Below are 21372 nucleotides of genomic sequence, written 5' to 3' on the forward strand. Positions count from 1 at the left end.
AAACGGTTGCGTAGCTGGATTTTAAGGCTTCCTGCAACGTCAAAAGAGATTTTGCTGGAAACGTACCGGTTCTAACAGAAGTGGATCAACCCCCTCTGTGCCCCCTGATAAAAAGGGACTCAGTGGATCATGCTTTTTGAAATTGCTGTTGGCTTGATTCTGATTGTAAGTCGCGTAGCAATATTGGCATCCATGCAGGCAGGTGTTGTAGGCACCGATGTCTGTACTTTTGACACATCCACAGGCCTCCCGTTGACCTGTATCTTTGTTATTGGGTATTAATAAGCCAAACAAGTCATTAATGAGCGCCTCATCAATACACTTACCGTGCTGAATTCCCTGCCCGGTAAGATTGACTTCTTCTGCACAGGAGTAAATATCCAGTCCGTGTTGCCGGGCAATATCCGCCAGTTTTTGCGACAGCGATAAGCAGAGTTCCTGGTTTTTCGTGATATCGCTGTAAATAAGTGAATCAATCGCCTTCAGGTTTTTTTCCGTCTTTTGATAAAAATCAGCGAAGCTAATCACGACGCGGCGGGTATGACCTTCTAATTCGGTGGCGATTTTACTGAACAACCGGATATGTTCATCAAACGGGAGGAGATTTGAAAACAAAATGGGGTCGTAGCGCCAGATGACTTTTTCAGGGCCTACTTTTGCTGACAGTCGTTTGAATACGTCGAGCGCTTTATGCGGATTTAAGGTTTTAGACTCAATCAGCCGCGGATAACCGGTGAGGGTGAACTGGAAATAAAAACGGTGACCGATGTCAGTGAGCTCATCGATATAGGGAAGCAGTTTCGTGGGGTTGCGTGTCCAGAATACTATCGCATCAACATCTTCTGGCAGCAATGACACCCGAGAAATCTGGTGATAGTTAAAGGGATTCCGGGTTAGCAAAAACCCCTCGCGAATGCGGTTCATTAACCACTCACTGTAGAAAGCGGGTATATCGGTGCGACGGCTGGCACTAATGATCATCGCGAGTATTCCAGTATTTGAAAATTCATGTAACTGTTGGTTAGTACCGGACTATGAACAACTCTACACTCACAGTCATATTTATCTTTGTCTTCACAAAGGCGTATATCTTGTGGGTAGTCGAAAGAACAATCAATTCCTTTTAATCCCTGGCGCTCACGAGTGCCAGAATAAAAGGTATCACCACTTTTGTCAGTGGTTTTAAATCCGGCGGCTAACATTGCCTCATGAAATTGTGAAAAAATATCAACATGATGTTTGTTTAGTTTGTGATCTACAGTTATAAAGGAATTTAGAAAATAAATAGTGTCATTTCTTGTTTTTGCAATTTTAGCAGCAAAAGAGGGAATGTCTATGTTTTCAGCAATGTCACCTAATGATTTCGGGAAGATAAAAACATCGATATCCTTAAGGAAACTCTCTCTAATTGAATCAATTGACTTAGTACGTAAGTATATATTATCTTCGCTTGCTGGCAATAGTGTTCTCGTTTTCCATTGGCAAATATCAAAACCATAATATTCGAAATCAATATTGCCTAAATTATGTAATAATGCAAAGTAGTCAGGGTATAGTCCACAACCAAACGAAGCAATTTCTACACGTTTTGTTTTTTTAAGTGCGAGTCTCTTTGAAAGTTTGTCTGCAAGTATGCAATATTCAAAATAATAAGCGGGGATATATTTTAAGGCATATATTTTTTGATAGATTGCATCATCGTAGTTTTCATTTACAGGCGAAATGTCTGAGTATTCACATAATACACCATCCTGCATGATGCTGGCATGAAAATTATAAACTACGTCATGAATAAAATCACGGTCTATGTTCATAATGATCTCTTGAAAATTATTTTCCCCAGCTTAGCTTTATGAATAAAATGTATTATGATCTAAATCATTAATTTAACGAAAAGTATTTCTAAAACGGAAACGTAACAAGCTCCACATCGTCCGGGGTGACTTTGACCATCGATCCTTCGGTATGCCAGGCTCCTAACACGATGCGAAAGGCGGGTTCGCCATTCGCCGTGAGCGGGTGAACATCAGGACGGTGAGTATGGCCGTGAATCAGCCACTGAACGTGGTGTTTTTCCATCTTTGTGATCACCGCATGTTGGTTGACGTCCATAATTTCCAGCGATTTGCTGCTGTTGGCGGCTTTGCTGTCGGCACGCATTCGGGCGGCCACGCGTTTGCGGATAAACAGCGGCAGGGCGAGAAACAGCGTTTGCAGCCAGCGCTGATGGACTTTTGCGCGAAACGCCTGATAACCCGCGTCATCGGTGCATAGCGTATCACCGTGCATAATAAGCACCGGGCGACCGTACAGTTCGAGCACTTTTTCCTCGGGGAGCAACGTCATGCCGCTTTCGCAGGCGAAGCGTTTGCCAATCAGGAAGTCACGATTACCGTGAATGAAGAAACAGGGGACGCCGGAATCAACAACCGCTTTAATGGCGGCGGCTATTTCATGGTGTAACGGGTTGGGATCGTCATCGCCAATCCAGGCTTCGAACAGGTCGCCCAGGATATACAATGCGTCGGCCTGACGGGCTTCACCCGCTAAAAAGCGCAGAAAACCGGCGGTGATCGCCGGTTCTTCCGTGCAGAGATGAAGATCTGCAATAAACAGTGTCGCCACGATTACTCGCTGACGGTCACGTTTTCGATAATGACGTCTTCTTTCGGTACGTCCTGGTGCATGCCGCTGCGACCGGTGGAAACCCCTTTAATTTTGTCAACCACGTCCATGCCTTCAACCACTTCGGCAAATACACAGTAGCCCCAGCCCTGCATGCTTTCGGCGGAGAAGTTCAGGAAGTCGTTGTCAGCCACGTTGATGAAGAACTGAGCTGTTGCGGAGTGCGGAGCCTGAGTACGCGCCATTGCAAGCGTACCACGGGTGTTTTTCAGACCGTTGTTGGCTTCGTTCTTGATAGCCTCTTTAGTGGCTTTCTGTTTCATGCCAGGTTCAAAACCGCCGCCCTGAATCATAAAACCGTTGATCACACGGTGGAAAATGGTGTTGTTGTAAAAACCTTCGCGGCAGTAGTCCAGGAAGTTTTTAACTGTTTCAGGCGCTTTATCATCAAACGTTTTGATTACGATATCGCCGTGATTAGTGTGGAAAGTAACCATTTTTGCATCCTGTTCCGAGATTGTGGTGCTTTAACCCAGCTAAGGGTCAGAGTTAGGGGTGTGTTATAGCATAACCGCAGGCTGCGATCACCTCGCAAAGTGTGCTGCTTCCGGTCCAAATTATGGTTATTATACAGACTTTATTATCCACACACGTCTTACACGGAATCTTCGATGTTAAAAATCTTTAATACACTGACGCGCCAAAAAGAGGAATTCAAACCTATTCATGCCGGGGAAGTCGGCATGTACGTGTGTGGTATTACCGTTTACGATCTCTGTCACATTGGTCATGGCCGTACGTTTGTGGCGTTTGACGTGGTGGCACGCTATCTGCGCTTCCTGGGCTACAAACTGAAGTACGTGCGTAACATCACCGATATCGACGATAAAATCATTAAGCGTGCGAATGAAAACGGCGAAAGTTTTGTGGCGTTGGTGGATCGTATGATCGCCGAAATGCACAACGATTTTGATGCGCTGAATATTCTGCGTCCGGATCTGGAGCCGCGCGCGACTCACCATATCGCTGAAATCATTGAAATCACGCAACAGCTGATTGCTAAAGGTCACGCCTATGTGGCGGATAACGGCGACGTAATGTTCGATGTCCCGACCGACCCGAACTACGGTCAACTGTCGCGCCAGGATCTGGACCAACTGCAGGCCGGTGCGCGTGTGGATGTGGTCGATGTGAAACGTAACCCGATGGACTTCGTGCTGTGGAAAATGTCCAAAGAGGGCGAGCCGAGCTGGCCATCACCGTGGGGCGCAGGTCGTCCGGGCTGGCACATTGAATGTTCCGCGATGAACTGCAAACAGCTGGGTAATCATTTTGATATCCACGGCGGCGGTTCTGATCTGATGTTCCCGCACCACGAAAACGAAATCGCTCAGTCCACCTGCGCGCACGACGGTGAGTACGTGAACTACTGGATGCACTCCGGGATGGTGATGGTTGACCGTGAGAAGATGTCCAAATCGCTGGGTAACTTCTTTACCGTGCGTGACGTGCTGAAGTATTACGATGCGGAAACGGTGCGCTACTTCCTGATGTCCGGCCACTATCGTAGCCAGTTGAACTACAGCGAAGAGAACCTGAAGCAGGCGCGTTCTGCGCTGGAGCGCCTGTACACTGCGCTGCGCGGGACAGATACGTCGGTCGCGCCAGCCGGTGGCGAGGCATTTGAAGCGCGCTTTGTTGAGGCGATGAATGACGATTTCAACACCCCGGAAGCCTACTCCGTACTGTTTGATATGGCGCGTGAAGTGAACCGTCTGAAGAGCGAAGATATGGCTGCCGCAAACGCAATGGCCTCTCACCTGCGTAAGATTTCAGGTGTGCTGGGACTGCTGGAGCAGGAGCCGGACGCGTTTCTGCAAAGCGGCGCACAGGCGGACGACGGTGAAGTTGCAGAAATAGAGGCGCTGATTCAGGCGCGACTGGATGCCCGTAAAGCAAAAGACTGGGCGGCAGCGGATGCAGCACGTGATCGTCTCAATGAGATGGGCATCGTGCTGGAAGATGGCCCGCAGGGGACCACCTGGCGTCGTAAGTAATTACCTGAATTGCCGGATGGCGGCTCACGCCTTATCCGGCCTACGATGGAATGATCGGTAGGCCTGATAAGCGTAGCGCCATCAGGCACTATTAATGACGTCTGTACCACCAGAGCACACCCATCATCATAACTCCCGGTAGCCATACCCATAATAATTCCGAAAATATCACCTGATGCCCGTACGGTGTGTTATAGCGCGACAGGGCAAACGGCGCGACCTTAATCACCTGCCACGGCGCGAAAAAGCGTTCGTCCGACCACGGCCACAGCCAGCCAACACCTTTACCGCCGGTAGTGATCGAATCCAGCAAACTGTGTGACAGCAGCGAAACCGTCAAAAACAACCAACAGCGCAGTAATCCGGCTTTAAACCATCGTCGCCCCATCCACACGCAGAGCAGCGGAACCACTAATGCGAACAGCAGCGAATGGGTAAATCCGCGGTGTCCGAACACGTTCCCGTAGGTCACGCCGAATTTGAACGAAAGAACGTCGGCGTCCGGCAGCATCGCAAGCGCGATCCCGGCAAAGAGTAAGCGTGGGGGAATCACTTTCAGTCCCAGACCGAGTCCCAGGCAAATCGGGACGGCGGCGTGTGTAATAACGGTAGGCATTGGCATTAACCCTGGCAAATCATAGCAATATAGCAGTGGCAAGCGGGGAGAGGAGGCGGGTGAATTCCGAAATTACGCCGATTCGCGCACGACCAGTTGACCGGAAAGGGTAATGCGCTGGGTTTGCAGATCCGGTTCCTTCAATTTGCGAATCATAAGGAACGCCGCCTGGCGCCCGGTCTCTTCACTGGCAGATGAAACATAGGTCAATGATGGTGACGTCAGATTCACATGGAGCATGTCTTCAAAACCAATCAGGGCGACCTGCTGTGTGAGGAAAACATCTTTCCCAACCGTGCGTCCAACCTGATGAATGCCGGAGATAGAACCAATCATCGCGGCAGGAGAATGACAGAGCAGGGCGGTGAATGTGTTGTTCTTTTCCAGTAACTGACGCGTGGCGAGCCCCGCCGCCAGAGTGTCGTCACTACAGGCCGGCGCGGACTCCTCGCGAAACACCAGGCCGTTTTGTGTCATTGCATTGCGAAAACCCAGCAGCCGTTGTTCACGAATGTGGCAGCCTTCCTGACCGCCGATATAGGCGATGTTACGGTGTCCACGCTCAATGAGATAACGAGCTGCCAGGTTTGCGGCCTGGCGATTATCGCGCATCACCAGATTGCACTTGTCTTCCAGTAACGACTGAGACACCACCACCAGCGGCAGCGGGCAGTGGCGGATTTTTTCCGGCAATGTTGAGGCACGATTATCGGAGGCGAGGTAAATCACCCCGGCAACGCCCTGCTGTTTAAACGACAACAAGCAACGTTCCAGGTGATCGTTATCGTTGAGCGGTTGACCGAGAAAAACCATAAAACCGTGTTTTTCCAGTTCCTGAACAAGGCTTGCCATGACCTTGATGGAAAAGCTGTCGCTGAAATCGCGCAGGATCAGGCCGATCAGATTAGAGGTGTTGGCGCGAAGATTTGCCGCGGCGATGTTATGAACATACCCAAGCGTATTGATAGCAGCATGGACCTTCTCAATGGTTGCCTCTGAGATTTTCCCTTTCTGGCGTAGCACCAGAGAGACGGTTGAAACCGAAACGCCCGCCTGCTTTGCGACATCAATAATGCTGACTTTCTTCAAAATCGCTCCCTGAAAAATACCGGTTATCAGCCTGATACAACAACGTCTCCCAGACTACAGGAGACGTGTCATTCAGACATCTTATTATTTGCCGATCATCGTGGACATGGTCTGGGCGATAAACTGTGCTCTGGCACCGAAAATCACCTGGATACCATTATCCCCGACAAAGACCACGCCGCGCGCGCCGAGACTGTTGAGCCCGTCTTTATCGACCACGTCGCTTTTCGCCACTTCCAGACGCAGACGGGTAATGCAGGAGCCGACGGAGTCGATATTCTGCGCACCGCCCAGCAGTCCAATGATTTCAGTGGCAATCTCTGTATCCGTCTTATCGTTTGCATTAGCGGTCACTTCGGTACGGCCTGGCGTTTTGATATCGAAACGGCGAATGACAAAGCGGAAGGTAAAGTAGTAAATCAGCGCCATTGGCACGCCGATGATAATGGCGTTCAGGAAGTTGGTCTGATAGCCATTGAAGGACGGCAGAATGCCAAACGACAGGTAGTCGATGAAACCGGCGGAAAACGATTTGGCAATATGCGCATGCAGCAGGTACATGGTCATATAGGCCAGACCCGCCATCACGGCGTTGAAGACGTACAGAATTGGCGCCACGAAAATAAAGGTGAACTCAACCGGCTCGGTGATCCCTGTCAGGAAGCAGGTGAGTGCCGCCGAGAACAGAATACCGGCGGCAATTTTCTTATTCTTCGTGTGCGCTTCGTGATACATCGCCAGACAGGCCGCAGGCAGCGCGAACAGCATCAGCGGGAACTCACCCTGCATGAACTTACCGGCGTTCTGATAGGTATCGCTACTGAAGGATTTCACCCCTTCCTCCAGCATTTTGAACCAGATTGTCTGATCGCCGTGGATCACCTGGCCGGCCTGAGTGGTGTAATCCCCAAAGGAATACCAGAAAGAGGGATACCAGATGTGATGTAAACCGAGCGGGATCAGCGCACGTTCAACCAGACCAAAAATAAAGGTTGAGACCGCCTGATTATCGCCGTTAACGACCACTGACAGCGCATCAATACCGGACTGGATATGTTGCCAGACGTAGGGCAGCAGCAGGCCGAGCACAAAGGAGAGAAACGCGGTGGCGATGGCTACAAAACGTTTACCGGAGAAGAAGCCGAGGAATTCCGGCAACTGCATGGTATGAAAGCGGTTGTAACACCAGGCGGCGAGAATACCGCAAATCAGACCGCCAAAGACGCCCATTTGCAGCGTCGGGATTCCGACCACCATCGCGTATTTGCCGCCCTGGGAGGCCATCTCCGGCGTGATACTCAGTACCGTACTGATGGTGATATTAGTGACAAACACGGAGACCGCCGCCGACAGCGCCGCGATACCTGATTCTGACGCGAGACCGACGGCAGAGCCGATAGCAAACAGCATCGGCAGGTTATCAAAGATAACGCCGCCGGCGTTCATCATCAGCGGCAGATGGAATTTATCCCCGAAGGCCAACAGCAGGCCCGCAGCGGGAAGCAGTGAAATTGGCAGCATTAAGGCGCGACCAATCATCGATAATTTCGACAACGATTTAATAAACCCTGATATCAGACTCATGCTGATTTTCCCCCGAGTAGCGTTTTTATTGACGCTGTTATTGTAAGTAGAACGTTATAGTAGAACGTTCTACTTATCGTGATGAAGGCATGAATTTTGCGCAACTGAAATTTCACGCTTCATCAAATGAAATCGCGATTCTTTGAAGTTGATCGATAATTAACCGTGATGGGTGTAAGGGGATGGTGAGAGAAATTGCCGGGTGGCGGCCTCGCCTTACCCGGCCTACAAACGGAGAGAGTACGTAGGCCCGGTAAGCGCAGCGCCACCGGGCATCAGACGGCTCAGGCCGTAACGGTTACGCTCTGGCCTTCAAAGCTCACGGTCTGCCCCGCGACAATCTTGCAGCGCTTGCGCGTTTCCACCGCGCCATCAACCTTTACCTTCCCTTCTGCAATGGCAATTTTCGCCTGAGCGCCGCTTTCACACCAGCCTTCCAGTTTCAGCAGATCGCACAGTTCAACGTGAGGATGCTTGCCTAAAGAAAATGTCGCCATGTTATTTGTCCTGGGGATCGTGATATTCAACGCACGCCTGAAGCGTGTTTTCGATAAGTGTGGCGACCGTCATGGGGCCCACGCCGCCCGGTACGGGCGTAATGTATGAGGCACGCGCAGCGGCGTCGTCAAACACCACATCGCCAACCACTTTGCCATTTTCCAGACGGTTAATGCCGACATCAACCACGATAGCGCCTTCTTTGATCCACTCACCTGGTATAAAGCCCGGTTTACCGACGGCAACGATCAGCAGATCGGCATGCTCAACGTGGTGACGGAGATTTTTAGTGAAGCGGTGGGTTACCGTGGTGGTACAACCCGCCAGCAGCAGCTCCATACTCATCGGGCGGCCCACGATGTTAGAGGCGCCGATCACGACCGCGTTCAGACCGTAGAGGTCAATGTTGTAACGCTCAAGCAGGGTGACAATCCCGCGCGGCGTGCAGGGGCGCAGACGCGGGGCGCGCTGGCACAGGCGACCGACGTTGTACGGATGAAAACCATCCACGTCTTTATCGGGATCAATCCGCTCCAGCACTTTGACATTATCGATGCCCGCCGGAAGCGGCAACTGCACCAGAATACCGTCGATGGTGTTGTCGGCGTTGAGCGTGTCAATCAGCTCAAGCAGCTCCGCCTCGCTGGTGGTTTCCGGCAGGTCATACGAGCGGGAGACGAATCCCACCTCGTCACAGGCTTTACGCTTGCTTGCCACGTAAATCTGCGAAGCCGGGTTGCTGCCTACCAGCACTACCGCCAGGCCAGGAGCGCGACGTCCGGCCTCGATACGCGCCTGAACTTTTTGAGCAACCTCAGAGCGCACCTGCTGCGCAATCGTTTTACCGTCAATAATCTTTGCTGCCATCAGAGAGAGGATTCCATCTGTTACTTCACGTCAAAGGGGATGGCGCTATTTTGTCAGAAGTGAAGGCGGTTGTCAGTTACCGCTTACCATTGGCGCTGTTTTAGATGGCTATCCGAAGGGGATTTGCCCTGCGCAAAGGCGGGATGCTCATAACTCAAGCAGTTGAGAGGAAAGCCATTGACCGTTAAGGTTGTGAACGTATAATACCGACCAGTTTTGTATCACCCGCATTGCAGTTCACTGCTCCCTTAGCTCAGCTGGATAGAGCAACGGCCTTCTAAGCCGTCGGTCACAGGTTCGAATCCTGTAGGGGGCGCCATCCTTGCCTTTCTGGGTAGTGTAGGCCGGATCAGGCATCGCCAGTATCCGGCATATCGATAAATACATTATTCTCGATAAAAGTCTGAAATATCGACCGTATTTTCTTTCACTGATTCCATTGCAGAAATAAACGCATTTTCATGCTCTTCTTCATCCTCCCGTGGTAATGAGTTACCATAGAAACGGCCATTTTTGTGAATAGCCAGAGAATCACTTTTCACCTGACCATTTACAATACCCTGCGCATTAATACTGACTTCTCCACCAATACAGTTGCCATTCAGCACGCCATCAATGGCGATAGCGTAAGCAATAATATCACCTTCCACGTGTCCACTTTTTAAAATATGGACGGTTTTCTCTGAGCGAATAATACCGTCAATACGACCATTGACGTGAATGTCACTGGTAGAGTTCAGTTCGCCCTTAATAATGCAGGTTTCAGGAATAACCGCAACGGAGGGTTCCATCTGCGCACTGTGCGAAGGTTTTACCGTGATTTCTACGTCATCACCGAGGTAGGAGACCTGGGAAGAATTAAGAGAAGATGCAATGTTGATATCTGCATTGGTATCAGCAAAAGTCGCGTTTTGCCCTTTACGTTTAAACATAGTCCGGATCCCCGTCGATGATGAAAATAAATAAACAGCATAAATTAAACCACAGCTTAAAATAATTGCGGCAACAATCTTCCATCGCGACTTCAACGTGATGTAAAAATGTTGATCCCCTACGCCGTAATGGATGATGAGGTAAATCCAGAGCCCCCAAACCAGCCACAGGAGGTTATATTGCATAAGATTTTATGTCATCTCCTGTTTATATTTATAACTGTCCGTGTGTATTTTTACGGTATCAGTCAGAGGCTGATTCCACAATAAAAAATAAACCATGTTTTATTCTGATTGTAATAATTAAAAATTAAACCTTTTAAAAAATATCAACGCCATATTAACAATAGTGAAGGTGAAAGGGGGAACAGATAAGTTCCTGATTGCTTTTTGAAAAATCCGAGATAATTTTTCTGCGAGGTTTCAGAATTTTTGGATAGGCAATTTTTCGGATTATTATTTCCTTTCAGTGACGAATTTTGTGCAGTAGTTTGAATTTTTGGTGATGAGAAACGGCGTGGACAGAGAGATTCATTCGGTAACGGGCAAGGGGGTATCGGACAGAAGAGAGAAGATCGACGGCCAGCCATGCTGCCACAGAAGGGGATTGGCGAAGCGTAGAAAGTGAAATAAATGTAAAAAAGTTGTATCGATGAAAAATAAGTCAAGATAAACCGCTGTTTTTTTTAGGATGAATCTTAGCGCTGGCGGTACTGAAGAGGGAGGTTACGGCACGAGGCGCAGGCCAGTCAGGCCTGCTCTTTCGGCAAACTCAAGGTAAACCGGGTCACATTCGCATCGGAAGTCACCGACACTTTTCCGTGGTGTGCAGTCACAATCGATTTTACGATCGCCAGTCCGATGCCACTGCCTTCGCCTTTGCGCTGGCGGGACGGATCCACGCGATAAAAGCGATCAAACAGTCGTGGCAGATGTTCGGCCGGGATGGGCGTGCCCGGGTTTTCAATGGTGACGTGCGCCAGCTCGTCCACCTCTTTCAACCGGACGGTAATGGTCTCGCCCGGCGGTGTGTAGCGCATTGCATTGGAAAGCAGATTACTGATAGCCCGCCGTAGCATCCCGGGATCGCCGTAAACCAGACACGGGCTTCCTTCAAAATGCAGCCCGATCTCACGCTCTTCCGCCAGCGCCTCAAAAAAGTCGAACACTTTACTGACTTCATCCGCCAGATTGATCGCTTTTTTCTCCGGGATCAGCTGGTTGTTATCGGCCTGCGCCAGAAACAACATATCGCTGACCATTTTCGCCATATGACTGAATTCTTCGAGGTTGGAATAGAGCACCTCTTCCAGCTCCTTCTGGCTACGGGGCTGGCTGAGGACAATCTCCGTTTGCGTCACCAGGTTGGTGACAGGAGTACGGATCTCATGGGCAATGTCCGCTGAAAAATTGGACTGGCGGGTAAAAACGTCTTCGATACGCTCGATCATGTGATTAAACGAGAGCACCAGTCGTTCCAGTTCAATCGGCACCGACTGGGGATCCAGTCGGACGTCGAGATCTTTCGAGGTGATGTTCTGAATCTGTCGGCTGACGCTGCGGATCGGTTCGTGGCCTTTATAAACGGCAAACAGCACGATAAAAATGATCGCCATGCTGATGATCGAGGCGGTCATGATCAGCTTGTTTTTCAGGTCGTTAATATAATGCAGGTGAAAATCGATCGACAGTGCCAGATACAGAGTATAAGACGGTTTACCGTCGATCAGCGGCCCGACCGGCAGGCGGATCATGCGCCAGCTGGAATGGGTGCCGTGGCCTGCCATCTGCATCGAGGGACCGTTAATCAAGTAGACATTGCCGCCCGGAACGGTTTTATCCGGCGTGGCGCGGGCAACAAACTGGCGGATGTCCGGCACATGAGGGGAGTGAAAGAGCGCCTGTTGGTTTGCGCCTTCCAGTGAAATGACGACGTTTGAGTAACCGGCCACCACGTTTTTCAGGATCTCCAGACGGCGGGATTCCGGCTCGTCAGAGGAGCTGAGAATACGTTCCAGAGTGGCGCTGATTTCGGTTAAATCGTTGATGTCCTGTTCAGCAAAATGCACTTTTACCGACTGGATCATGATCCAGGCAAAGGCTATAAAGGAGGCAATGGTCGCGAGGCTGATAAAAAAGGTCAGGCGCGTCGCCAGTGAAAAAGGGCGGGATAATCGCTTACTGACCATCCGGCACCTCAAGCACATATCCCACGCCACGCACGGTCTGAATCAGCTTAGGTTCAAAATCGTTATCAATTTTGCCGCGCAGGCGCTTCACGGCCACGTCGATGGCGTTGGTATCGCTGTCGAAATTCATGTCCCACACCTGAGAAGCAATCAGCGAACGGGGCAATACTTCTCCCTGATGGCGCAGGAAAAACTCCAGCAGGGTAAACTCTTTACTGGTGAGCGTGATGCGGGTGCCGCTACGACTGACTTTGCGGCTCACCAGGTCAACAATCAGATCGGCTACCTGAAACTGGCTTTCGACAATCACCGCCGCCCCCCGGCGCAGCAGCGTTCTGACGCGCGCCAGCAGCTCGGCAAAGGCAAACGGCTTAACCAGATAATCATCCGCCCCTAATTCCAGCCCTTTCACCCGATGTTCAATCGTTCCCAGCGCGGTAAGTAGCAGAATTGGCATCCCTTTACTGGCGGCGCGCAGCATCCGGACGATATCCCAGCCGTTAACATCGGGCAGCATGATGTCAAGGATGAGCAGGTCATAATCGCCGGTCATCGCCAGGTGATAGCCGTTCAGACCGTTGTCGGCAAGATCGACAACAAAGCCAGCTTCCGTCAGCCCTTTGGTCAGATATTCACCGGTTTTTTTCTCATCTTCGACAATCAAAATCTTCAACGCATTCTCCTTCACCACGCGACAGTCATGGGGCCTCTCAATTCTAGAGAAGCCAGATCGGATAGCAATCGCATTCTGGGAAAATGACAGCTTTGTCATTTTGCTGTCACGGGCTGAACAGAGAGCGCCAGGTAAAGTGGCTGATATCAACCCACATGAAAATCAGGCTTATGCGTAATTTTAAGCTTCTCACGCTTTCGATGGCGTTACTGCTGGCAGGATGCTCACTCGCGCCGGACTATCAGCGCCCGGCGCTCCCGGTGCCGCAACAGTTTTCTCTGAGTCACAATCAGTTAGTCACGTCTCCTGTGGGGTATCAGGACAGCGGCTGGCGGCAGTTTTTCGTCGATCCGCAGGTGAAAAAGCTGATTGACGAGGCGCTGCGCAGCAATCGTGATTTACGTATGGCTTCGCTGAAAGTGCAGGAGGCGAGGGCGCAATATCGGGTGACCGACGCCGATCGCTACCCGCAACTGAACGCAGAAAGTAGCGGAAACTGGAGTGGGAAACTCAAGGGTGACACCCGCAGCACGCGGGAATATGAGGCCGGGCTGAATCTGAGCTTTGATCTGGATTTCTTTGGACGGCTGAAAAATATGAGCGAAGCCGATCGACAGCGCTTTTTCGCCAGCGAAGAGGCGCGCCGGTCAGTGCATATCCTGCTGGTATCCAGTGTGGCGCAGAGCGGGTTCAAACAGCGTCTGGCCTATGCGCAGCTGCAGGTGGCGCAAGAAACGCTGAGCAATTACGAACGTGCCTATGCGCTGGTGGAAAAACAACTGGTCACCGGCAGCACCAACGTGCTGGCGCTGGAACAGGCGCGTGGCCTGATTGAAAGCACCCGCAGTGACATCGCAAAGCGTCAGGGAGAACTGGCGCAGGCGAACAACGCGTTGCAGCTGTTGCTGGGGAGCTACGGCACGCTGCCCGACGATACGCGACAGAACGTCGGCGATATCAATGCTGTGACGTTACCGCCGTCGCTTTCATCGCAAATCCTGTTGCAGCGTCCGGACATCATGGAAGCCGAGCATGCGCTGATGGCGGCAAACGCCGATATCGGCGCGGCGCGGGCGGCGTTTTTCCCCTCCATTACGCTGACCAGCGGGATCTCCGGCAGCAGCAGCGATCTCTCCAGTCTGTTTTCGCCGGCAAGCGGCATGTGGAATTTCATTCCAAAAGTGGAGTTACCGATCTTCAACGCCGGGCGAAATCAGGCCAACCTCGATCTGGCTGAAATCCGCCAACAGCAGTCGGTGGTCAATTATGAGCAGAAGATCCAGAACGCCTTTAAAGAGGTTGCCGACGCGCTGGCGCTACGCCAGAGCCTGGCCGATCAGATTCGCGGTCAGCAGCGTTACCTGACCTCGCTACAAATCACTCTTCAGCGTGCCAGAGCGCTCTATCGCCACGGTGCGGTCAGCTATATCGAAGTGCTGGACGCCGAACGTTCGCTCTTTGCGACGCAACAAACCTTGCTTGACCTTAATTACGCCCGACAGGTTAACGAAATTACGCTCTATACCGCGCTTGGCGGTGGTTGGCTGGAATAAACCGAAAGACATCACAGGAGATAGACATGAACACAGTATGTAAAGCGGCGGTATTCGCAATTTTCTCTACGCTGGCAATTAACGCTCAGGCCAATGAACACCATCACGGCGATATGATGAGCGCCATGCCTGCCGCCGAACAAAGCCCGGTGGTCAGCGCCACCGGCGTGGTGAAAGGCATAGACAGAGAAAGCAACAAAGTCACTATTGAACATGGCCCGATCCCCGCGCTGAACTGGCCGGCCATGACCATGCGTTTTACCCTCACACCGCAAACGCAGCTCAACGATATTAAACCCGGTGACAACGTGGCGTTTACGTTTATCCAGCAGGGCAATCTCTCTTTATTGCAGGATATTAAAAGCCAGTAATTCTCTCTTATTTTAACGTTGAGCATGACTTCATGAAAAATATCGCGCTGATTATCGGCAGCATGATGGCGGGCGGCATTATCGCCGTGGGCGGCTACGCGTATTTCGCCGCGGCGCACCCGTCGGCGAATACACCGCCAGCCACGGAAAAAGAAGCCCGCAAGGTGCTGTTCTGGTACGACCCGATGTATCCGAATACCCGCTTCGACAAACCCGGAAAATCGCCCTTTATGGATATGGATCTGGTGCCGAAATATGCCGATGAAGAGTCTGCCAGCGCCGCGGCGCCGGGCGTGCGTATTGATCCCACGCAAACGCAAAACCTCGGCGTGAAAACCGAAGCCGTGCGCCGTGGCCCCCTCACGTTTGCCCAGACGTTCCCGGCCAACGTCAGCTACAACGAATATCAGTTCGTGATTATGCAGGCGCGGGCCGCCGGGTTTGTCGAGAAAGTCTGGCCGCTCACCGTAGGGGATAAGGTGAAAAAAGGCGCACCATTGCTCGAACTCACGATCCCTGACTGGGTGGAAGCGCAGAGTGAATATCTGCTGCTAAAAGAGACTGGCGGCACGGCAACCCAAATTGAGGGGATTCTGGAGCGACTACGGCTGGCCGGAATGCCGGAAGCGGATATTCGGCGTTTGACCGCAACGCGCAAAATTCAGACTCGCTTTACCCTGACTGCCCCTATTGACGGGGTCATTACCGCCTTTGATTTACGCGCGGGCATGAATATCGCCAAAGACAACGTGGTGGCGAAAATTCAGGGTATGGACCCGGTGTGGGTCACTGCCGCCGTGCCTGAATCCATCGCATGGCTGATTAAGGACGCGTCGTCGTTTTCGCTGACCGTTCCGGCGCGTCCGGACAAGTCCTTCACCTTTCGCAAGTGGACACTGTTGCCCAGCGCCGATGCCACCACCCGGACGCTGCAACTGCGCCTGGAAGTTGATAACTCTGACGAAGCGCTGAAACCAGGGATGAACGCTTATCTCAATCTGAAAACAGAAAGTGAGCCAATGCTGCTGATCCCCTCTAAGGCGCTTATCGATACCGGCAGCGAGCAACGGGTGATCACGGTGGACGCTGAAGGACGTTTTGTCCCTAAAGCCGTCTCTGTCTTCCAGGCCTCGCAGGGCGTCACGGCGATCCGTTCCGGGCTGGCTGAAGGTGAGAAGGTGGTTGCCAGCGGCCTGTTCCTGATTGATTCAGAAGCCAACATTTCCGGTGCGTTGGATCGGATGCGCGCACAGCAACCCTCGGCGACGCCCGAGAGTGCGGCCCACGCGCACTGAGGAGAATGCAGATGATTGAATGGATTATTCGTCGCTCGGTCGCCAACCGCTTTCTGGTCATTATTGGCGCGCTCTTTCTCAGCGTCTGGGGGACCTGGACCATCGTTAACACGCCGGTGGATGCGCTGCCCGATCTCTCCGACGTGCAGGTGATCGTCAAAACCAGCTACCCGGGGCAGGCGCCGCAAATTGTCGAGAATCAGGTCACTTATCCGCTGACCACCACCATGCTTTCGGTGCCGGGCGCGAAGACGGTGCGCGGCTTCTCGCAGTTTGGCGACTCGTATGTCTATGTCATTTTTGAAGATGGCACCGATCCGTACTGGGCGCGTTCTCGCGTGCTGGAATATCTCAACCAGGTGCAGGGTAAGCTCCCGGCGGGCGTCAGCGCGGAAATGGGGCCAGACGCCACCGGCGTGGGCTGGATCTTCGAATATGCGCTGGTCGATCGCAGCGGTAAGCACGACCTGGCGGAGCTGCGGTCATTGCAGGACTGGTTTCTGAAATATGAGTTGAAAACCATCCCGAATGTGTCGGAAGTGGCCTCCGTGGGCGGCGTGGTGAAAGAGTATCAGGTGGTGATCGACCCGATGAAACTCGCTCAGTACGGCATTACCCTGTCGGAGGTGAAGGGGGCACTGGATACCTCTAACCAGGAGGCAGGCGGCTCGTCGGTGGAACTGTCGGAAGCGGAATACATGGTGCGCGCCAGCGGTTACCTGCAAACGCTGGATGATTTCAATCACATCGTTCTGAAGTCAGGGGAAAACGGCGTGCCGGTCTACCTGCGCGATGTGGCGAGAGTGCAGACAGGCCCGGAAATGCGCCGGGGGATTGCTGAACTCAACGGCGATGGCGAAGTGGCTGGCGGGGTGGTTATCTTGCGTTCCGGTAAAAACGCGCGTGAGGTGATCTCGGCGGTCAAAAGTAAACTTGAGACGCTGAAAAGTAGTCTGCCGGAAGGCGTGGAAGTGCTGACCACCTACGATCGCAGCCAGTTGATTGACCGCGCCATCGATAACCTCAGCTATAAGCTACTGGAAGAGTTTATCGTCGTGGCGCTGGTCTGTGCGCTGTTTCTCTGGCATGTGCGTTCCGCGCTGGTGGCAATTATTTCGCTGCCGCTGGGGCTGTGTATCGCCTTTATCGTGATGCATTTCCAGGGGCTGAACGCCAACATTATGTCGCTTGGCGGGATCGCTATCGCCGTAGGGGCGATGGTGGATGCCGCCATTGTGATGATCGAAAACGCCCATAAACGACTGGAAGAGTGGGAACACCAGCATCCGGGCGAAGCACTTGATAACGAAACGCGCTGGAAGGTGATAACCAATGCGTCCGTTGAGGTCGGTCCGGCGCTGTTCATCAGTTTGCTGATCATCACGCTCTCTTTTATTCCTATCTTTACCCTGGAAGGACAGGAAGGGCGTCTGTTCGGACCGCTGGCGTTTACCAAAACGTATGCGATGGCAGGGGCGGCATTTCTGGCGATCGTGGTGATCCCGATCCTGATGGGGCTGTGGATCCGCGGGAAAATTCCGGCGGAAAACAGCAATCCGCTCAACCGCTTTTTGATCCGTATTTACCACCCGCTGTTGCTGAAAGTATTGCACTGGCCGAAGACCACGCTGCTGGTGGCGGTGCTCTCGATCCTGACCGTTGCCTGGCCGCTGAGTAAAGTGGGGGGCGAGTTCTTACCGCAGATTAACGAAGGCGATCTACTGTACATGCCGTCCACGCTGCCGGGGATTTCGGCGGCAGAAGCGGCAAGCATGCTGCAGAAAACCGATAAGCTGATCATGACCGTACCGGAAGTCGCCCGGGTCTTTGGTAAAACTGGGAAAGCGGAGACCGCGACGGACTCGGCACCGCTGGAAATGGTGGAAACCACCATTCAGCTTAAGCCGCAGGATCAGTGGCGTCCTGGGATGACAATGGACAAAATCATTGAGGAACTGGACAACACCGTCCGTCTGCCGGGGCTGGCAAACCTGTGGGTGCCGCCGATTCGTAACCGTATTGATATGCTTTCTACCGGGATTAAGAGTCCGATTGGGATTAAAGTTTCGGGTAACGTGCTGGCCGATATCGACGCGCTGGCCGAGCAGATTGAAGAGGTTGCCCGAACCGTTCCCGGCGTAACATCCGCGCTTGCTGAGCGTCTGCAAGGTGGTCGTTATCTCAACATCGATATTAATCGTGAGAAAGCAGCCCGCTATGGCATGACGGTGGGTGACGTGCAGTTGTTTATTACCTCTGCCGTCGGTGGGGCGATGGTGGGGGAGACCGTTGAGGGGATTGCCCGCTATCCTGTGAACCTGCGTTATCCGCAGAGCTATCGCGACAGCCCGCAGGCGCTGCGCCAGTTACCGATCCTGACGCCAATGAAGCAACAAATTACGCTGGGGGATGTGGCCACAGTCAACATCACGCCGGGGCCCTCGATGCTAAAAACGGAAAACGCGCGGCCCACCAGTTGGATCTACATTGATGCGCGCGACAGAGATATGGTTTCCGTGGTCAACGATCTGAAAAAGGCGATTGCCGATAATGTCCAGTTGAAGTCCGGCACCAGCGTCGCGTTTTCTGGTCAATTTGAGTTGCTGGAGCGGGCAAACCATAAGCTGAAGCTGATGGTGCCCATGACGCTGATGATTATCTTTGTTCTGCTGTATCTGGCATTCCGCCGGGTCGGCGAGGCGTTGCTTATCATCACCAGCGTGCCGTTTGCATTAGTGGGGGGGATCTGGTTCCTGTACTGGATGGGATTCCATCTGTCGGTGGCGACGGGGACCGGGTTTATCGCGCTGGCGGGCGTGGCGGCAGAGTTTGGCGTGGTGATGCTGATGTATCTGCGCCATGCCATTGAGGCCGATCCTTCACTGGACAACCCGCAGACGTTCAGCGCAGAGAAACTGGATGAGGCGCTGTATCACGGGGCGGTGCTACGGGTACGGCCCAAAGCGATGACCGTGGCGGTGATAATTGCCGGTCTGTTGCCCATTTTGTGGGGAACAGGAGCGGGTTCGGAAGTGATGAGCCGGATTGCTGCACCCATGATCGGCGGTATGATCACGGCTCCGCTGTTGTCACTGTTTATTATCCCTGCGGCTTATAAGTTAATGTGGATGCATCGTCAGCGTAAAATATCCCATTAATGCCATCATTATCCGGTCTGCGACAATAGACCAGACCGGATAACATTATGCTGAAAGTATAAATTTTCTTCTTTCTGACATATTCAGCAATACTGTAAAATCTATTTTCTGCTGATGACGTTTATCCCTTCCTGAATCCCCATTGTTGTCATATTAACACGTCTAATACTTTATTTTACCGTTGCTTCTCAGCAGGTTGTGTATAAAAAATGACAAACTGTCATCCTAATATTGCAAATAGTGTAAACATCGACGTTATCTTTCATAATCGTACAGTTAATCGCATTTGATTCCATTTTATTATCAAGTTTTCGTTAAGTTCGGCATTTTTACGCATAACGCGGGCCATTTTTACACTTCACTGAATGTTTTTACATATCAATTAATCAATAAAAATAGCTAAAAACTTAATATCATGCGAAATATCTGAAAGGTAATCCCTTATGGTAATCAAAAACCCTAAGTCGGAGTCAGTGTTAACCTTTTAACATCAAACACAAATGAGAAGTATCTGGAATACAAAAATAAGGATTTTACTATGGGATTTGGGATGGCAAAGGACAATAAATTTGAGATCGTGGCCATTATTCGTGAAGAACTTCTCAAAAAGACTAAGGTAGAACTGAAATTTAAAGAAACCAGCGTGGTCACGCTATTAGAAAAGGTCGACTTCGACTACTTTGTGATTGCTAACAATCGCGACATCCCTCTCTCTTCCATCCAGTCTTTTATCTTGCACAGTGACAGTGGCATTCTCAAGTTTAATGCCAGATTCAGTCAGTCGCTGACCGATAAAGTGGGGTGCGGGCTGGCGTATCGCATCCCGGAGGTGATCGTGTTGGTTCAGCGCCGCCAGCACCAGCGCTTCTCCTTTTTAAAGGGATATCACTTTTATTGTTCTGGTCGCTATAAAAATGGAGAAAATTACACGCTGCAGATTAAAAACATCTCTCGCGGCGGATGTGCATTAATTTCACAAAAAATAAACACGCGCTTTCTTTATAAAAATGCATTGATCAAAGGGGCAACCCTCAATTTTGAACAGTTTGGCCGTCTGCAGTGTGATCTTCGGGTTGTCAATGTCGTGGATATCAATGAGTTTGATGAAAATAATCAACTTTATTCCTGTCAGCAGATCTCCTGTCAGTTCGAATTTAAACATTCCCGCGATGTGTTGGATGTCGAAAAAGTGATTATTCATTTTTTAATGGATAATAAATTAAAAAGTTTATAAAGGAAGGTGAACTTTATGTTGATGTATGGAAATGATGATTTTGTCGGCAACAGTGTCTCAACGTATTTAAAAAGTAAAAATGCCGAGATAACAAATGTGCCCTGGCAGGTGATGGTGGATCACTCCGCACGTTATCGCCAGCGGATGATGATTTTTAATATCATCAGCCATGAACAGTCTTATGCCGATTTTGTCAGTTATTTAAATAAGAACCGTTTTAAAGTGTACGATAATGCGGTGGTAGTGATTGCCGATAGCCGTCTGGCGAAATTGTGTATTGAGCTGCTGTATGTCGAGAAGGCTATTGTGCTGACGGATAAATCACCGCTGCGTGATTTTGGGCGACTGACGACCCTGACGGGAGGGTGCTGGAATCCGCGTTTATTTCGTTCACAAAAACGGCTGAGCGATCGCGAACAGCAAGTCCTCAGTTTGCTGGTGAGCGGGTATTCGCCAAACGAGATTTCAGATCTGATAAGGGTAAGTTATAAAACGGTCCAGACCCATAAAATGCGCATTATCGCCAGGCTGGGTCTGGCCCATTCAGCCGAACTGAACAAACTGATTGTCAGATTCAACCATCCGTTATCCTTTTTATCCTGAGTTTGTCGTTAGCCTGATGGCGCTTCGC

At 51.3% G+C, this 21372-nt stretch carries 19 protein-coding genes and 1 tRNA gene; 8 read left to right on the plus strand and 12 right to left on the minus strand.

Annotated features, from left to right (window positions below):
• Window positions 1-39: 39 nt before the first annotated feature.
• From QNN88_RS12025 to ppiB, 4 genes are all read right to left on the minus strand, one after another.
• Complete coding sequence (locus tag QNN88_RS12025; protein ID WP_414240427.1) at window positions 40-981, minus strand: DUF1848 domain-containing protein; 942 nt, start codon at window positions 979-981, stop codon at window positions 40-42.
• Window positions 978-1814 (minus strand): hypothetical protein, encoded by an 837-nt coding sequence (locus QNN88_RS12030; RefSeq protein ID WP_414240428.1) that lies wholly within the window; start codon window positions 1812-1814, stop codon window positions 978-980. The genes QNN88_RS12025 and QNN88_RS12030 overlap by 4 nt, the downstream gene beginning before the upstream one ends.
• An 88-nt stretch (window positions 1815-1902) precedes the next feature.
• Complete coding sequence (gene lpxH, locus QNN88_RS12035; protein ID WP_414240429.1) at window positions 1903-2625, minus strand: UDP-2,3-diacylglucosamine diphosphatase; 723 nt, start codon at window positions 2623-2625, stop codon at window positions 1903-1905.
• Window positions 2626-2627: 2 nt separating this feature from the next.
• A complete protein-coding gene (gene ppiB, locus QNN88_RS12040; protein WP_061076698.1) occupies window positions 2628-3122 on the minus strand; it encodes a peptidylprolyl isomerase B in 495 nt (164 codons plus the stop codon).
• 174 nt (window positions 3123-3296) lie between these two features.
• Between ppiB and cysS the strand changes: the two genes are divergently transcribed.
• Window positions 3297-4682, plus strand: coding sequence for a cysteine--tRNA ligase (cysS, locus tag QNN88_RS12045; RefSeq protein ID WP_414240430.1), 1386 nt, complete (start codon window positions 3297-3299; stop codon window positions 4680-4682).
• Window positions 4683-4773: 91 nt separating this feature from the next.
• Here the strand turns inward: cysS and QNN88_RS12050 are convergent, their stop codons facing one another.
• From QNN88_RS12050 to folD, 5 genes are all read right to left on the minus strand, one after another.
• Window positions 4774-5298, minus strand: coding sequence for a metal-dependent hydrolase (locus QNN88_RS12050; protein WP_414240431.1), 525 nt, complete (start codon window positions 5296-5298; stop codon window positions 4774-4776).
• 72 nt (window positions 5299-5370) lie between these two features.
• On the minus strand, window positions 5371-6387 hold the full coding sequence (gene malI, locus QNN88_RS12055; RefSeq protein ID WP_414240432.1) for a Mal regulon transcriptional regulator MalI: 1017 nt from the start codon (window positions 6385-6387) through the stop codon (window positions 5371-5373).
• Window positions 6388-6471: 84 nt separating this feature from the next.
• Window positions 6472-7971, minus strand: a complete 1500-nt coding sequence (locus QNN88_RS12060; RefSeq protein ID WP_414240433.1) for a PTS transporter subunit EIIC — start codon at window positions 7969-7971, stop codon at window positions 6472-6474.
• A 284-nt stretch (window positions 7972-8255) separates the two neighbouring features.
• Window positions 8256-8468: a ribosome-associated protein YbcJ gene (gene ybcJ, locus QNN88_RS12065; RefSeq protein WP_414240434.1), complete on the minus strand. Its 213-nt coding sequence runs from the start codon at window positions 8466-8468 to the stop codon at window positions 8256-8258.
• A gap of 1 nt (window position 8469) precedes the next feature.
• Window positions 8470-9336 carry a bifunctional methylenetetrahydrofolate dehydrogenase/methenyltetrahydrofolate cyclohydrolase FolD gene (folD, locus tag QNN88_RS12070; protein WP_414240435.1) on the minus strand — a complete coding sequence of 289 codons (867 nt, stop codon included), beginning with the start codon at window positions 9334-9336 and terminating at the stop codon, window positions 8470-8472.
• 242 nt (window positions 9337-9578) lie between these two features.
• Between folD and QNN88_RS12075 the strand changes: the two genes are divergently transcribed.
• Window positions 9579-9655: transfer RNA gene (locus QNN88_RS12075), tRNA-Arg, on the plus strand.
• Window positions 9656-9722: 67 nt separating this feature from the next.
• Here QNN88_RS12075 and QNN88_RS12080 read toward each other — a convergent pair.
• The 3 genes from QNN88_RS12080 to cusR all read right to left on the minus strand — a co-directional run bounded on the left by QNN88_RS12080 (window position 9723) and on the right by cusR (window position 13130).
• Window positions 9723-10454 carry a bactofilin family protein gene (locus QNN88_RS12080; RefSeq protein WP_414240436.1) on the minus strand — a complete coding sequence of 244 codons (732 nt, stop codon included), beginning with the start codon at window positions 10452-10454 and terminating at the stop codon, window positions 9723-9725.
• A gap of 563 nt (window positions 10455-11017) precedes the next feature.
• Complete coding sequence (locus QNN88_RS12085) at window positions 11018-12457, minus strand: Cu(+)/Ag(+) sensor histidine kinase (protein ID WP_414240437.1); 1440 nt, start codon at window positions 12455-12457, stop codon at window positions 11018-11020.
• On the minus strand, window positions 12447-13130 hold the full coding sequence (gene cusR, locus QNN88_RS12090) for a copper response regulator transcription factor CusR (protein ID WP_414240438.1): 684 nt from the start codon (window positions 13128-13130) through the stop codon (window positions 12447-12449). Before cusR ends, QNN88_RS12085 begins: the two co-directional genes overlap by 11 nt.
• A 170-nt stretch (window positions 13131-13300) precedes the next feature.
• On the opposite strand from cusR, the gene QNN88_RS12095 reads away from it, so the two are divergent.
• The 6 genes from QNN88_RS12095 to QNN88_RS12120 all read left to right on the plus strand — a co-directional run bounded on the left by QNN88_RS12095 (window position 13301) and on the right by QNN88_RS12120 (window position 21344).
• Window positions 13301-14683 (plus strand): Cu(I)/Ag(I) efflux RND transporter outer membrane protein, encoded by a 1383-nt coding sequence (locus QNN88_RS12095; protein ID WP_414240439.1) that lies wholly within the window; start codon window positions 13301-13303, stop codon window positions 14681-14683.
• A 26-nt stretch (window positions 14684-14709) separates the two neighbouring features.
• Window positions 14710-15054: a cation efflux system protein CusF gene (gene cusF, locus QNN88_RS12100; protein WP_414240440.1), complete on the plus strand. Its 345-nt coding sequence runs from the start codon at window positions 14710-14712 to the stop codon at window positions 15052-15054.
• Between the two features lie 32 nt (window positions 15055-15086).
• A complete protein-coding gene (locus tag QNN88_RS12105; RefSeq protein WP_414240441.1) occupies window positions 15087-16349 on the plus strand; it encodes an efflux RND transporter periplasmic adaptor subunit in 1263 nt (420 codons plus the stop codon).
• An 11-nt stretch (window positions 16350-16360) separates the two neighbouring features.
• Window positions 16361-19507 carry a CusA/CzcA family heavy metal efflux RND transporter gene (locus QNN88_RS12110; RefSeq protein WP_414240442.1) on the plus strand — a complete coding sequence of 1049 codons (3147 nt, stop codon included), beginning with the start codon at window positions 16361-16363 and terminating at the stop codon, window positions 19505-19507.
• Between the two features lie 538 nt (window positions 19508-20045).
• Window positions 20046-20741 carry a flagellar brake protein gene (locus tag QNN88_RS12115; RefSeq protein WP_414240443.1) on the plus strand — a complete coding sequence of 232 codons (696 nt, stop codon included), beginning with the start codon at window positions 20046-20048 and terminating at the stop codon, window positions 20739-20741.
• Between the two features lie 15 nt (window positions 20742-20756).
• Window positions 20757-21344, plus strand: coding sequence for a response regulator transcription factor (locus QNN88_RS12120; protein ID WP_414240444.1), 588 nt, complete (start codon window positions 20757-20759; stop codon window positions 21342-21344).
• Window positions 21345-21372 lie beyond the last annotated feature (28 nt).

It is taken from the genome of Citrobacter sp. ANG330 (genome assembly GCF_047467925.1).
Taxonomy (GTDB): Bacteria; Pseudomonadota; Gammaproteobacteria; order Enterobacterales; family Enterobacteriaceae; genus Citrobacter_A; species Citrobacter_A amalonaticus_G.